This is a genomic window from Thermodesulfobacteriota bacterium (genome assembly GCA_036482575.1).
Lineage (GTDB): Bacteria > Desulfobacterota > GWC2-55-46 > GWC2-55-46 > JAUVFY01 > JAZGJJ01.
The window spans coordinates 1-13,389 of the sequence record JAZGJJ010000091.1 but is presented as its reverse complement, the minus strand read 5'-3'; the positions used below and the strand labels follow the sequence as shown (position 1 = coordinate 13,389).

Below are 13,389 nucleotides of genomic sequence, written 5' to 3'. Positions count from 1 at the left end.
GGTCTTCTGGATCGTGCAGGAGGAGGCCCACATACTGAATATAGCGGTGCGCCCCGAACTGAGGGGGAAGGGGATCGGTAAGAAGCTCCTTGAGTTCTCGCTCGGTGTTATGGAGGAGGCGGGGGTGGTCGAGGTGCTCCTGGAGGTAAGGCGCTCGAACGAGGCCGCCACGAGGATGTACGAAGACTTCGGCTTCGAGGAGATATTCACCCGGAAGGACTACTACGGTGACGAGGACGCGGTCGTGATGAGGCTTGAGTTCGAGGAAGGGTTGATATGAAGGTTAGCCGCGGCCGGGACAGGGTGACTTAAGATGTCTATCGATAAAGTGGGAATAAATAAAATCGAATATACAATTGGCCGAACCCATATGTATTGGGGGCGTAAGCCTTTAGGTGAACTGCTAGATGCTTTTAAGGAAGTAGGTGAGGGAGATGTCGTGTTAGATCCTTTTTGTGGGGGGGGTACTCCTGCCATCGCAGCGCGTATTAAAAAGGCTAGGGTTATAGCTAGTGATCTGAACCCAATGGCAGTCTTTATAACAAAAGTTTTGTTGCGTTCGATCAGCATACATTCGTTAAAAGCTGCTTTTGAAGAAGTAAAATCTGAGGTGCGTGAGGATATTTTTTGCGAGTATGCTATCAAGTGCCCAAAGTGTAAAAAAACTACGAGTGCCGACAGCTTTGTATGGAGTGGACATCCACCTAGAGGTATGCCAAAAGGTGTACAGATAAAATGTCATAATTGTGGCACGCGGGGTACTTACGGACTATCCCCATCAATGGAGTCAAAACAAAAAAAGCTTTCCAGGATGACCCCGGAGTTTTGGTTTCCAAAGAGGCGCATAACAAGTACCAGAAAACCGCCTGTAGAATATCACCACGAATTATTTACAGGCCGTAATCTCTCCATGCTTTCCAAGCTGCTTGCAGCTATTAATAAGGTGTCTGACGATTATTGCCGGGAAGCATTGCAATATGTCTTTACCGCGATACTTTATAGTTGCAGTAATATGCAGATGTTTTCTGAGGATAGTCCAGGGTCGTCACGTGGGTGGACTGCCCTCAGATTCTATGTTCCACCAAAAAGGAAAGAAAAGAATGTCTGGAAGAACTTTGAGGAAAGATTTGGAAAGATGATAAAGTGTAAAGAAATGCTCAATTCATCTTGTCATACTAGAGTTGCAGGCTCATCGGGAGGTTTTTCTCGAAACAAATATGAGGCATTGGTGTTTGAGGCAGATGCTTCTAAGGCAATAGCCAAGTTTGGAGATAAGGCAAACCATGTTATTGTTGACCCTCCATATAGTGAATATGTCGATTATTTAGGTTTTTCAGAATTTTGGGGTGCCTGGTTGAAAATGAGATTTAGATATCCAGATGAATGGAAACCCCAAGAACAAAAAGCCGAGCAACTAAAACATATTTTAGGCTTAGTAGGCAGAAAAACAAGTGAAAAATGTTCGGTGTCTCTTCTTTTTGCGCCGAAAGACCCCATAAATTGGAGAATGAACGAGTGCATTTCAGATAGCGGTTTTTATGTGTCGAGGAGGGGGCGATTTTCTTATAGTAATACGAACAAGAGAGGTGTGAGAAAAGGTAAGGTTGTTGATAAGAAATGCGACAAATTTTATGTTCTAACAAAGCAAAAAGAACCATTCTCAAATAAAACAAGCCCAGACTCTTATAGTAAAGAGAACTTGGCTTTGTATTTTAGGGTCGGCGCTTTTTACGCTTCTGCTAAGGATGTCGGAGGTGGTAGAGATAATATTTATAGAGAGACAGGGCTTTTGGTGCCAAAGCGTCTGCGCCGAATGTTTAGAGGACTAACGGATACGGAAATCGATTCTATGATTAAGGGGAGAAAGTCAAGAAGGAAAAGCTTCTATAAACTGTACTTGGCGCTGATTAATATAATTTTGACAAAAGACGGCTGGGAAATTATTAAGGTAAATAAGGTTTATTTTGAAAATGATACCTTCGGTATAGCGTTGGATGGGTACAAGAATGTTAGTGATGCTGAGGGGCGTTCTTCCGTAGCGTTTGTTGCCACAAATGGGGAGCGGAAAATACACTTTGGTTTCAAGGAGGATATTTTAAAGAGACCCACTGGCCGCAAAAGTGGCAACGATGACATGAGGGACGTTAATGTTTTACTCTTAATTACTGAAAAGAGTATGGCCCCATATAGAGATGGTAAAAAAAATAATGGCTTGACAAAAGGGGGTTTTTTTACCAGTTTCGAGAATATTTGTATGAAGGCTGAGGAATTAAATTTTGAGAAATATGCAGAGTTGTGTGCTTCGAACTGGCAGAGACGTTCTGGCGAGGACAAGGCTTCACCAATTGCGACAGCTACGGCGGAAGTAATACAAAACATTCCGGTTGGAGAAGACAAGAAAGAACACTGCAAGCTGAAGTTCAGTGCGCCCGATCTGCCGAAGATATTTCCTGGCCAGTTTATCATGATTAATACTTCACCTTCTCGGAAAAAACGAGCGCAAAGAGTAGCTACTGGGTATAAGGAACTGGAGTCAATGTTGGATATTAGTCCGCGAGCATATATTAAAAGACCTTTTGGTATCCATAGGGCTTTTTATCCTGGCTTTGCTTCCGACTACTTAAAGAACATTTCGTTACCGCCTAACCTGTCAACAGTGTTGTATACGGCAAAGCCTAGTGTGTTCGATATTTTTTATAAAGTGGTTGGTAGAGGCACAAGCGAAATGGTCAAGTTGAAACCGGGTATGAAAATCGATATAATCGGCCCTCTTGGCTGGAAAGACAATTTGCGAGATGTGAGATCGAAAGGTTTTGAGGAGGTGCATATTATAGGAGGTGGTGTCGGCACAGCCCCATTGATTTTTATTGTGCAGGCGTTGCGGTTTTTTGCTTTTGATATTAAAGCCTTTATAGGGATAGAAAGTCCTGCAATGCTTAAGTATAAAAACAAATCTAGGTCGGATTCGATGTCCGGAGGGTTTACTGAGGACCCTGGCGATGCTATTTTATATGTAGACGATTTGATGGAAGTTGGAATAAAGCGCGAGGATATATATGTTTCGAGCGATAAGGGCGGTGATTTGAAAGGTATAATCCCTGGGGGCAATTTCAATATAGGCAGGGTAGGCGAACGATATAAGAAGTATCTTTCTAAATACAGAAAAAATGCTAAAGTTCTGGTAATTTCATGTGGGCCAAAGGCGATGATGGCGCAAATTGCTGGCATTGTTGAGGGTTACAAGGGAATTGAATTGAAGGTCTTGCTGGAAGAACGTATGGCTTGTGGCTTTGGTGTGTGTCTTTCTTGTGTTTGCGAGCTTGAAAGTGGTAAATCTGCTCGTGTGTGTGTGGATGGACCTGTTTTTGATGCGAAGGAGATAAAATGGCAATGAAGCCTCTAGAGATAAGTATAAAGAAACTACGCTTAAACACGCCCATTTTTACAGCTTCTGGCACGTCTGGGTCTGCTGATGAGTTTGGAAGGTTAGAGAATGAGGAGTCGATAAAGAAATCGCTCGGTGCTGTTGTTAGCAAAGGGGTTACATTAAAGGCTAAGTCTGGCAATAAACCTCCCAGGTTAATCCCTACAAACAATTCGGGTCTTGTAAATTCAATTGGTTTGCAGAACAAAGGCGCAAAAAGATTTCTTTCAGAGGAGCTTCCCCTTATAAGTAATTATGGTTTGCCGGTATTCGTTAATATATCTGCGAATACCATAGATGAGTTTGGTCGGCTCGCCGGGTATTTGATAGACACGGAGGGGGGCAATTTGATTCGTGGTATAGAAATCAACGTATCGTGTCCAAACATTAAGGAAGGCGGTGTTATTTTCGGGACAAACCCTAAGGCTGTAGAACGAGTGGTAAAGGCGGTTCAACGAAGGGTCGAAGGTAGGGTTATTGTCGTCACCAAGCTTACGCCCAACGTGACTGACATTACAGAGTCTGCCAAAGCCGCGATTAACGGGGGAACAGATGTGCTTTCAATGATCAATACTTTACGGGCTCTCGTAATAGATATTGATGCCAAGAAACCATTACTGGGTAACATTTATGGAGGGTTATCCGGCCCTGCTATTAAGCCCGTAGGGTTAGCCATGGTATATCAGTGTTTTGATAAGATTAGTGAGTGTAAGAAGAAAAAAATTCCAATTATTGGCATAGGCGGTATTTCCAACTGGAAAGATGCTTTGGAGTATATAATGGCTGGTGCAACAGCCGTTGGGGTGGGCACGGCATTATTTGATAACTTGAATGTGTTTGGTGAAATAAAAAAAGGTTTGCAGGATTACTTAGAGGAGGAATCAACAACGATAAAAGCTTTGGTTGGCAAAGCCCATTAATCGGCATAGGCGGCATAAAGATGCGTAAGTAACGGTTGCTATTAAGGAGGTGGAGATTATGAGTATACGGTTTCGTCTTGCGATGGTTTTCCTGTCGGCGGCCCTTCTGGCCCCGCTCGCGGCGTTTGCCTCGAACGCCGACCTGGTAGCGGCGGCCAAGGCCGGGGACGCCGCGGGCGTTAGTGCGCTCATAGACGGCGGCGCCAGCCCGAACGCGACAGATGACGACGGCGATACGGCCTTGATGCTTGCCTCGGGCGAGGGGCATGCCGACGTGGCCGCACTGCTCGTCGAAAAGGGTGCGGCGGTGAACGCCGCTGACCGCTACGGCTGGACGGCCCTTATGTTCGCCGCGGGCAAGGGGCACGGGGGTGTGGTGAAGCTCCTGCTCGATAGCGGCGCCAGCGCCGACGCCAAGGACATATACGGCTGGACCGCCCTCATGGTGGCCGAGCGGGCCGAGGACGCGGAGGAAGTGGTCGGGCTGCTGAAGTAGGCCGGGGAGCCGGCTGGCGGCCCGGCCTTATATCCCTCTCCCCCCCAGGGTGAACAGTGAGGGGGAATTGACCTTGCTTCACTAAACCATCAAGGAGAAGAAAATGTATAGAGTGGTTTGCAAGGTTTTATTTGTGGTGTTAATTACGGGTTGCGGAGGAGAAGCTCCTCCTGAGCCTGCTGATAGTACTGATAGTATCTCAATCCAAGGACTTAGGTCAGAACATAAAGCAACTCAGCCTGTCATCCCCAATGACCTTGAAGTTGTAATAATAGAGCAAAGTACTCTCAAGAAAATTAAACGTAGCTTAGGCATAAGGCTAAATCAAAAAGTCAGTAAAGATGTGCTGCGTGTTGTTGCATTAGAACTAAGAAATTCTGATCCGATTTCGTATGAAAGAACATTTATCGAGTATTATCTTCCCGGTATGAGGATTAATGCAGGTGTTTGGGCAACGACACATTTTAATCCTACCCTTGATGTCAAGATTCTCGGGTTAACCATAGAGCAAGAACAAACCATAATGGCAAAAGAGCTTGCTGATCCTGCTATGAAAATTATAGGTGCCTGGTTAGATGAACGTCCTTTGGGGCACAGCATCACTATTTTCTACCGCGATGACAAAATATATATGGAACGTAAATTCCCCGATGGAAGCAGTGGTGTCGAAGAAATGGTCGAAAAGGATTTGCCGGAAGGCAAAAGGCTTGAGGGTATAAAAGAGAATGATTTTGACGAGTATTACTTGATTGACAATAATAACGAGTTGCAATATTGGGATAAAGACGGCCTTTTTTATACAGCACAAAAACAAAATAAAGTTCAAAGTGAGCCTGTTGTGACTCGGCCTATGACGGGACCAGTTAATATTGAAGCTAAAGCGACGCATACATCTGACGGGAGAATCTCTATATATGGAAAATCTAATCTGCCAGACGGAACAGAGTTATTGGTAAGTCTTGTTAATGAGAAAACAGGGTTTCAAGCACAAGATACATCAGCTATATCAAACGGGAAATTTTCATTTCTCCCATTAGGATCAAAAACAGGCCTTAATCCAGGTGATTATGTCGTTAATATAATTATGCCTCTTCCACATGTGCAGCCAGAGCATGTTAAAAGGATTATTGGCGATAAAGGTCAATATCTTTCAGGACCATTGGTTAGTAGAGATGACTCAAGTGATTCTAATATTGTCGAAATTTCTTTTTCTTTTGACATAGGTTCTGCCCAATAAATAGAAGAAACAGAAGCAACAAATAGACACAACAGGCAAGAGATATTAGATAGTGTAAAGTCGCTTGTCGAGTAAGGTTGTGGGTTCTTTAATCCTTTATACGCCCGCAGAGGACATCGAAGGGTTATAAGGAGGACTCCATGCCCACCTATAAGGTCGTCGAGATCAAGCACAGGAAGCTTTTTAAGCAGATGTCGGCACTGGACCTGCAGAATACGATCAACGAACACGCCACGGATGGCTGGGCCCTCGACAGGATCATGTCCGGGGAAACCGCTGCATTTCTCGGAGTCAAAGATGTCTTCCTATTGGTCTTCCGAAAGGAAAGCTGATACCATCCCTCCCCATGACCGACCTCAACATCTGCGCCATATACTGCCGCGTCTCCACCGACAAGCAAAGGGAGCGGTACACCATGCAGGCAGGCCAGGCTGCTGAAATAAAAGAGGGGGTAAGGGCCACGGCCCTTACCCCCAAAGAAAAATACGGTCATTCCTGCGGAAGCAGGAATCTAGTCTTTTCAAGGATTTCTGGACTCCCGCTGGAGCCTGCCCCGTACTTGATACGGGGCGGGAGTGACAGAACTTTTAAAGCTAAAAACCCTACGTCAGCGCAATAACACTCAGCTTACTCGCCACCTGCTCGGCGACCTTCATGAAGGCCTCGGTGTGCGGCGAGTCGGGCGCGGCTGCCACGATCGGCTTTCCGTCGTCCCCGCCGGCGCGTATCTCCGGGTCCAGAGGGATCTTCCCCAGGAACGGCACCTTGTAGCGCTCGCTCGTCTTCTCCCCCCCTCCGTGGCTGAATATCTCGGTCGTCTCTCCGCAGTGCGAGCAGACGAAGTGGCTCATGTTCTCCACGATACCCGTTATCGGCACTTTTACCTCGTTGAACATCTTTATCGCGCGCCGGGCGTCGATGAGCGCCACGTCCTGCGGGGTCGTTACGATGACCGCGCCCGAAAGAGGTATGGTCTGTACGAGTGTTAGCTGTATGTCCCCGGTACCGGGCGGCAGGTCTATCACGAGGTAGTCGAGCTCTCCCCACTCCACCTGGGTAAGGAACTGCTTGGTGAGCTGCATGAGGAGCGGCCCCCTCCAGACAAGAGGGGTCTCCTCGTCGAGCATGAAGCCGACGGATATGAGCTTCACCCCGTGGCTCTCCAGCGGTATGAGCCTCTCCTCTTCCGTGGCCCTCAGCGGCTCGTGTATGCCCATCATGAGCGGTATGCTGGGCCCGTAGAGGTCGGTATCGAGAAGACCTACCCTGGCCCCGGTCTTGCTGAGCGCGAGAGCGAGGTTCACCGATACCGTGGACTTGCCGACCCCGCCCTTGCCGCTGGCGACGGCTATGGTGTTCCTTACCCCCGGTATGGGGGCCTTGTCCGGCATCTTTTTCCCCTGCGGCACCTCGGAGGTGACCTCTATATCCACCTTTTCCACCCCGGGGACGGTCAGGGCGGCCTTCCTCGATGAGTCCTCAAGCTCTTTCTTCAAAGGACAGGCGCTCGTGGTAAGGACGAGCGAGAAGGCCACCGTCCCCCCGTCTATACGGACGTTCCTTATCATGTTGAGCGTTACGAGGTCTTTCCCGAGGTCCGGGTCCATGACCGTGCCGAGCGCTTCCAGCACTTGAGCCTGTGTTATATCAGCCAATGCGTAGAACCTCCTTAACTTTCCGCCGCTTCGTTGAGCGCCTTTACCATCTCGTCCACGGGCGCGCCGTCCCTCTTGGCGGCCGCTTCGATGGAAACGGCGCCGCCGCAGCAGGAATCTATGTTAAACCGGGTGAAGACGCCGATGGTCTTGGGGTGGAGCTTTATGACGTCGTTCACCACCAGGTCTTTGGTTATCTTTCCGCCTTCGGTCATATTTAACCTTCCGCCGCCGCCTCATTAAGCTCCTTTACCACCGCCTCGGCGTCCACGTTGTGCATGGTAGCTCCGAAGGCTATGTTCTCCATCTTGGCCCCGGGGCAGGTAAAACACCCGTTGCCGAAGAATTTCAGGAACACCTTCTCGGTCGTGGGGAACTTTTCCATGACCTCCCCTATGGTCATCTCTTTGGTTATCGTCTCTTCCGACATCTCGGTTTACCTCCGTTTTTTTGTGTTCAGCCCTTTTTAGGCGGGGGTGTGGCCTTTATGGTCTTGAACATGTTCGTGACGAAGAAGACGACGCTCACGGCCTCTATTATGGAGAAGGCTATGAGGACGAACGACCCTCCCCCGGCCGAGGCGACTACCCATCCGAGCGACATGCCGACGAGCCCTATGTTCGCGAGCCACAGGTGCCAGAGCGACAGCGATTCGCTCCAGAGCGGCTGGCCGCTGAACCTCGGGAGTATGTGGTAGGACACCCCGAATATCATCATGCTCATCCAGCCGAGGAGGTTCAGGTGGGTATGTATGGGACGGTAAGGGTACTGAGGTCCGGCCTGGCCCATGTGAATGCCCAGGAGCACGGCAAGGACCAGGTATACCATGGCGCATCTTATAAACCATACTGTCAGATTACTCATTCGTTATCCTCTCTCCTTCTGTTTTTATCCCGACGGGCTCCGCCGAGGCGGGCTCGGCGCTCCCTGGTGCGGGCAGACAGACGTCCACCGGGCACACCTCGGCGCAGGCCCCGCACTCGGTGCAGAGCTTCGGGTCGATCACATACGGGCTGCCCTCCGTGATAGCGCCCTCCGGGCACTCGGGAATGCATACCCCGCACTCTATACAGTCTTCCAGGATATGGAAAGACATCTTTAGCCGCTCCACAGATAAGGGCGGATTAAGAAGTCCGGGGAGGGAAGTTAACCCCCGTACCCCTTACCGCCCTTCATGTTGTTCTCAGGGTTGTTCTCCGGGTTTTTTCCAGGGCTGTTTTTCAGGCTTTTCCGGGCCTTTTCGGTCCGGGCCTGCCAATTCAGACATAGTCAGACTTGATCAGCCCCGGTCAGACCCTGGTAAGCCCCGGTTAGCCCGGTTTAGACGGAGACGACCTGCTTTATGCTGGGGATCCTCTCCTTTATGGCCCGCTCGACCCCCATCTGAAGCGTTATCTGGGAACTCGGGCATCCCGAGCATGCGCCCTGGAGTTCGACCCTTACGATCCCGTTCTCCTCGTCGATGTCCACGAGCCTTATGTCCCCTCCGTCGGCCTGCAACGCCGGGCGGATGCTCTCGAGAGCCTCTTCGACCTTTTCTCTCATCATTGTTCTCCCTCCTGCGGATTCTTAATCTTTATATAATACCAGAAGTATGCGGACTTTTCAACTCCTAATAGGAGGGGCCGGGGGGCTGCTGAGAAAGTTGTCTTTTTCAAAAAAATTGTCATTCCTGCCCCGTATCAAGTACGGGGCAGGCTCCAGCAGGAATCCAGTTATTTCAAGGACTTCTGGACTCCCGCGAACGCGGGAGTGACAGGAATATTGTTTTTTCAACAGCCACCCGGGCGAATTTTTCCCGGCTTCGAGTGCTGCCGCACGGTTAATGTCATAAGCGGCCCTATTACAACCTTCATGCCGTGTACCACTGATGGCCGTCGTGAAAGGGAAACACCCTCAGGGTGGTTTTGGCCTTGCTTTTTGGGCGCGGTAAGACGATAATGCTTGAATGCCCGGAGAACGGCCGGGCATCCAGGGAGAAGGACAATGTTAGAGAGCGAGAAAAAACTAGGCTACGGCTGGATGCTGTTCGCGGTCTTTTCGCTCGTGTTCGCCGGGATATTCGCCTTCCTGGTGGCCATGGCGAGAACGCCTTATATAGAGGACATCCTGCCGCTCGGGGGGGACTATATCTACGTGGCGCTCGTGGGCCACGTGATACTGGCCGTTGTGATATGGTTCCTGGCCTTCGAGGGCTTTATGTGGGTGCTGACGAGCACCGTACACCTCGGGCAGCCCCAGAGGAGCCCGCTTCTCGGTTGGCTCTCACTCGCCTCCGCCTCTCTGGGCACCGCACTCATAGTGATTACGGCGATATTCGGGTTGGGCGAGGCCGAGCTGGCCAACTACGTGCCGATCCTTATCCACCCGCTTTTCTATACGGGGCTCGCGCTCTTCGCCGCGGGCATCGTTTTAAACCTCGTAAATACCTTCGGTACGCTCCTTAAGGCCCGGGCCGAGTGGAAGACGGAAAAAAAGGAAAGAAAACCGTTTCCAATCCTGACCCTCGGCATGGCCGCGGCCGCCGTTGCCGTTGCCGTTGCCTTTATCTGTTTCGGCCTTTCGGGCTTTTTCCAGTTCATCACGGGCAAGGCGTTTTTCGACCTCGAGCGGTTTTTCTGGGGCGGCGGGCACGTGCTCCAGTTCGCCAACACCATAGCCATGGTCACGGTCTGGGTCTACCTGGCGCGGCTTACCCTGGGCAGGGAGCCCATAGGGCGTAAGGCGGCCGTGGGGGCATACCTCTACTACCTCGCGTTCGTGGCTGCGGCGCCGTTCGTCTACTTCATACACGATACGGCCACCCAGGCCTATAAGGAACTCTTTACCGAGATAATGCGCTGGGGGCTCGGGCCGCCCACCATGGTCTTCGTCCTGGCGGTGGTCTATATGCTCGTTACGAAGAAGGGGACGGAGTTCGAGGGCAGGGCGCTCCCGTGGGGCAACCCCGGCTTCTCCTCGCTCGTGCTCTCCATGGCCGTCTTCATGCTCGGCGGGGTGCTGGCGCTCATGATAAGCGGGGTAAACACCATCATCCCGGCCCATTATCATTGTGTAATAGGCGCCGTCACCATCGCCTTCATGGGGCTCTTTTATGAAGTTTTACCTTTACTTAACAGGTCGATCTATAGTAAAAGGATGGCAAAGATACAGCCCTACCTCTACAGTCTGGGGATAGTCCTTTTCGCCGCCGGGCTTTTCATCGCCGGTACCCACGGCGTGCAGCGGAAGACTTACGGGGCCGAGCAGAACCTCGATACCATCTGGAAGACGCTCGGCATGGGCATTATGGGTGTCGGGGGGCTCGTGGCCATAGCCGGCGGCATAACGTTCGTATGGAACGCGCTACTCTCGCTTCTCCGGAGACCATTGAAGTGTGGGGAGAGTGGAGAGGGGGCAGAGGGCGGCGAGGCGTAGCGGTCCTTTCACAGGGAGACACTTTGGAGACGATAAAAAAATACCTTCCGCTCTTTAAACTCCGCATCTGCAGCTTGATAACCTTCAGCGCTGTCGTGGGTTTTGTGGCGGTCGGCGCGGGACCGTTTTCTTTTGAGAAGATGTTCTTCCTCATCGTGGCCACCATGCTCTCGGCCACCGGCGCCAGCGCCTTCAACCACTACTTCGACCGCGACATAGACGCGGTCATGGCCAGGACCAAGAAGAGGCCGCTCCCGTCGAAGGAGCTTGCCGGCTCCACCGTGGTCCTGGTTATCGCGGCTCTTCTCTTCCTCCTCTCCATCCTGGTATCCCTGAAGGCCTTGAACTACATGGTGGCCCTGCACCTGAGCCTCGGCGCCTTCGTCTACGTCTTCGTCTATACAGCGTGGCTTAAGAGGAGGAGCTGGGTCAACATAATCATAGGCGGGCTCGCCGGTTCTTTCGCCGTCATGGCCGGGGGGGCCTCGGCCCAGCAGGAGTTCTGCATGCCGCCGGTCCTACTGGCGATTGTCATGTTCTTCTGGACGCCGTCGCACTTCTGGAGCTTCGCCATACTCCACAGAAAGGAGTATGCGGAGGCCGGGGTCCCCATGCTGCCGGTCGTCATAGGGGACTCGAAAACGGCCGTCTATATACTCATAAACACCGGTATACTCGTCACCTCTTCGCTGGTGCCGTTCTTCCTCGGCTACAGCGGCTGGATATACTTCGTGACCGCCGTCTCGGTCGGGGCCTACTTCCTCTACTGGAACGTCCGCCTCATAAAGGACACCTCGCCCGAGATGGCGCGTAAGAACTTTATGGTCTCCATGCTCTACCTGGGGCTGCTCTTCAGCTCGGTAGTGGTGGATATGGCGGTTTTATGAGCTAAGGCGCGGGGTTGCCGGGCTGCGGAAAGTCCCCCGGTATAGAGGGGGAGGGGAGGGGGAACGAGCCAATAAAGTTCTTGACAAGCGAGGGGCTTTGACTGTACACTTATAAAGAGGAAACCAATCCGATTTAACTAAAAAAAGAGAGAAGGAGGGGTTTTATGCGTACAATTTTATGGATAGCGGTATTTGCCATCACCCTGGCTTTCGCCGGTACTGCGATGGCTGCGGACGGCGGTAAGGTCTTTACCCAGAAGTGCTCCGCGTGCCACGGCGCGAAGGGAGAGGGTACGGCGATGGCGCCCGCGTTCAAGGGCAACGCGTTCTTAGAGGGGGACGAGGCCGCGATAAAAGAGGTTATCGTGAAGGGCCGCGCCAAGGCCGCGAAGAAGTATCCCAAGTTCCCCATCGACATGCTGCCGCAGAAGCTCTCGGATGACGAGGTCACTGCCGTTATAGCTCACATAAAGAGCCTGTAATTTTTTTAGGCGTATAAAAAAGCCCGGGCCCGTCGGTCCGGGCTTTTTTATATCCGCCTTATGGCCGCCGAAACCCCCATCCCGTAGAATATATAGAAAAAGGTGCGCCACAAGTAGCCGGTTGACAAGAGAGGGAAAATCGCCAATAATATAAAGATACCCTTCCGCGCCTTCCCGGGCGTGGAAGGTGTGGTTTTAGTCCGGGAAACAGGCATCCATTTGTGCCGAATCCACTTGAAGAGTAGAGTCATGGAGGTAAGAGAGTGACGAAGTCAGGTCTTGTTTGTATCGGTATTGACGTCGGCTCGGTAAGCGCCAAGACCGTTGTCCTCGACGGGGACGGGAACATACTGGAGGACAAATACACCAGGACGAAGGGTGAGCCGCTTGAGACGGCCCTAAGCCTCCTTACCGACATAGTCGACCGCTACGGTGCGGACTCCATAAAGCTCGTCGCGGCCACGGGCTCCGGGGGGAAGATAATAGCCCCCTTTATAGGCGCGGCCTTCGTAAACGAGGTCATAGCCCAGGCCAAGGCCATCGAGGTCCTCCACCCGGAGGTGAAGACCGTTATAGAGATGGGCGGGCAGGACGCCAAGCTCATTCTGCTGGCCAAAGAGGGAGATAGGATAAGGATAGAGGACTTCCAGATGAACTCGGTCTGCGCGGCCGGGACCGGCTCCTTCCTCGACCAGCAGGCCTACCGCCTCGAACTCACCATAGAGGAGTTCGGCGAGCTCGCGCTTAAGAGCGAGGACCCGCCGCGTGTTGCCGGCAGGTGCAGCGTTTTCGCAAAGAGCGACATGATACACCTCCAGCAGAGCGCCACCCCGGACTACGACATAGTGGCCGGGCTATGCTACGCCGTGGC

15 protein-coding genes and 1 pseudogene are annotated in these 13,389 nt (G+C 51.5%); 10 read left to right on the top strand and 6 right to left on the bottom strand.

Features of this window, described 5'->3' with window-relative positions:
• The 6 genes from rimI to V3W31_03945 form a co-directional block, all read left to right on the top strand.
• The coding region (gene rimI / locus V3W31_03970; protein MEE9614099.1) for a ribosomal protein S18-alanine N-acetyltransferase at positions 1-280 on the top strand (280 nt) is incomplete at its 5' end.
• Positions 281-313: 33 nt separating this feature from the next.
• Positions 314-3,394, top strand: coding sequence for a hypothetical protein (locus V3W31_03965; GenBank protein MEE9614098.1), 3,081 nt, complete (start codon positions 314-316; stop codon positions 3,392-3,394).
• A complete protein-coding gene (locus V3W31_03960; GenBank protein ID MEE9614097.1) occupies positions 3,385-4,344 on the top strand; it encodes a dihydroorotate dehydrogenase in 960 nt (319 codons plus the stop codon). The genes V3W31_03965 and V3W31_03960 overlap by 10 nt, the downstream gene beginning before the upstream one ends.
• Before the next feature lie 58 nt (positions 4,345-4,402).
• On the top strand, positions 4,403-4,840 hold the full coding sequence (locus V3W31_03955; GenBank protein ID MEE9614096.1) for an ankyrin repeat domain-containing protein: 438 nt from the start codon (positions 4,403-4,405) through the stop codon (positions 4,838-4,840).
• A 103-nt stretch (positions 4,841-4,943) separates the two neighbouring features.
• Positions 4,944-6,077: a hypothetical protein gene (locus tag V3W31_03950; GenBank protein ID MEE9614095.1), complete on the top strand. Its 1,134-nt coding sequence runs from the start codon at positions 4,944-4,946 to the stop codon at positions 6,075-6,077.
• A 140-nt stretch (positions 6,078-6,217) separates the two neighbouring features.
• A complete protein-coding gene (locus V3W31_03945; protein MEE9614094.1) occupies positions 6,218-6,409 on the top strand; it encodes a DUF4177 domain-containing protein in 192 nt (63 codons plus the stop codon).
• A 270-nt stretch (positions 6,410-6,679) separates the two neighbouring features.
• Here the strand turns inward: V3W31_03945 and apbC are convergent, their stop codons facing one another.
• The 6 genes and pseudogenes from apbC to V3W31_03915 all read right to left on the bottom strand — a co-directional run bounded on the left by apbC (position 6,680) and on the right by V3W31_03915 (position 9,277).
• Positions 6,680-7,732, bottom strand: a complete 1,053-nt coding sequence (apbC, locus tag V3W31_03940; protein ID MEE9614093.1) for an iron-sulfur cluster carrier protein ApbC — start codon at positions 7,730-7,732, stop codon at positions 6,680-6,682.
• 14 nt (positions 7,733-7,746) lie between these two features.
• A complete protein-coding gene (locus V3W31_03935) occupies positions 7,747-7,947 on the bottom strand; it encodes a DUF542 domain-containing protein (GenBank protein MEE9614092.1) in 201 nt (66 codons plus the stop codon).
• A gap of 2 nt (positions 7,948-7,949) precedes the next feature.
• A complete protein-coding gene (locus V3W31_03930; protein ID MEE9614091.1) occupies positions 7,950-8,162 on the bottom strand; it encodes a DUF1858 domain-containing protein in 213 nt (70 codons plus the stop codon).
• A 26-nt stretch (positions 8,163-8,188) separates the two neighbouring features.
• A complete protein-coding gene (locus V3W31_03925; protein ID MEE9614090.1) occupies positions 8,189-8,596 on the bottom strand; it encodes a hypothetical protein in 408 nt (135 codons plus the stop codon).
• An 82-nt stretch (positions 8,597-8,678) separates the two neighbouring features.
• Positions 8,679-8,828, bottom strand: a pseudogene (locus V3W31_03920) (4Fe-4S binding protein).
• Between the two features lie 224 nt (positions 8,829-9,052).
• Complete coding sequence (locus V3W31_03915; protein ID MEE9614089.1) at positions 9,053-9,277, bottom strand: NifU family protein; 225 nt, start codon at positions 9,275-9,277, stop codon at positions 9,053-9,055.
• Between the two features lie 441 nt (positions 9,278-9,718).
• On the opposite strand from V3W31_03915, the gene V3W31_03910 reads away from it, so the two are divergent.
• From V3W31_03910 to V3W31_03895, 4 genes are all read left to right on the top strand, one after another.
• Positions 9,719-11,149, top strand: coding sequence for a cbb3-type cytochrome c oxidase subunit I (locus V3W31_03910; GenBank protein ID MEE9614088.1), 1,431 nt, complete (start codon positions 9,719-9,721; stop codon positions 11,147-11,149).
• Positions 11,150-11,172: 23 nt separating this feature from the next.
• The gene (cyoE, locus tag V3W31_03905) at positions 11,173-12,036 is read left to right on the top strand and encodes a heme o synthase (GenBank protein ID MEE9614087.1); all 864 of its coding nucleotides are present in this window, start codon (positions 11,173-11,175) and stop codon (positions 12,034-12,036) included.
• A 164-nt stretch (positions 12,037-12,200) separates the two neighbouring features.
• The gene (locus tag V3W31_03900) at positions 12,201-12,518 is read left to right on the top strand and encodes a cytochrome c (protein MEE9614086.1); all 318 of its coding nucleotides are present in this window, start codon (positions 12,201-12,203) and stop codon (positions 12,516-12,518) included.
• Between the two features lie 263 nt (positions 12,519-12,781).
• The coding region (locus V3W31_03895) for a BadF/BadG/BcrA/BcrD ATPase family protein (GenBank protein ID MEE9614085.1) at positions 12,782-13,389 on the top strand (608 nt) is incomplete at its 3' end.

What these genes read in the sequence shown, in the direction of transcription:
- V3W31_03910 (MEE9614088.1), top strand. Translation starts at nt 9,719, where the DNA reads ATGTTAGAGAGCGAGAAAAAACTAGGCTACGGCTGGATGCTGTTCGCG.
- V3W31_03935 (MEE9614092.1), bottom strand. Translation starts at nt 7,947, where the DNA reads ATGACCGAAGGCGGAAAGATAACCAAAGACCTGGTGGTGAACGACGTC.
- V3W31_03965 (MEE9614098.1), top strand. Translation starts at nt 314, where the DNA reads ATGTCTATCGATAAAGTGGGAATAAATAAAATCGAATATACAATTGGC.
- V3W31_03945 (MEE9614094.1), top strand. Translation starts at nt 6,218, where the DNA reads ATGCCCACCTATAAGGTCGTCGAGATCAAGCACAGGAAGCTTTTTAAG.
- V3W31_03930 (MEE9614091.1), bottom strand. Translation starts at nt 8,162, where the DNA reads ATGTCGGAAGAGACGATAACCAAAGAGATGACCATAGGGGAGGTCATG.
- V3W31_03955 (MEE9614096.1), top strand. Translation starts at nt 4,403, where the DNA reads ATGAGTATACGGTTTCGTCTTGCGATGGTTTTCCTGTCGGCGGCCCTT.
- V3W31_03900 (MEE9614086.1), top strand. Translation starts at nt 12,201, where the DNA reads ATGCGTACAATTTTATGGATAGCGGTATTTGCCATCACCCTGGCTTTC.
- V3W31_03915 (MEE9614089.1), bottom strand. Translation starts at nt 9,277, where the DNA reads ATGAGAGAAAAGGTCGAAGAGGCTCTCGAGAGCATCCGCCCGGCGTTG.
- V3W31_03950 (MEE9614095.1), top strand. Translation starts at nt 4,944, where the DNA reads ATGTATAGAGTGGTTTGCAAGGTTTTATTTGTGGTGTTAATTACGGGT.
- V3W31_03925 (MEE9614090.1), bottom strand. Translation starts at nt 8,596, where the DNA reads ATGAGTAATCTGACAGTATGGTTTATAAGATGCGCCATGGTATACCTG.
- V3W31_03960 (MEE9614097.1), top strand. Translation starts at nt 3,385, where the DNA reads ATGGCAATGAAGCCTCTAGAGATAAGTATAAAGAAACTACGCTTAAAC.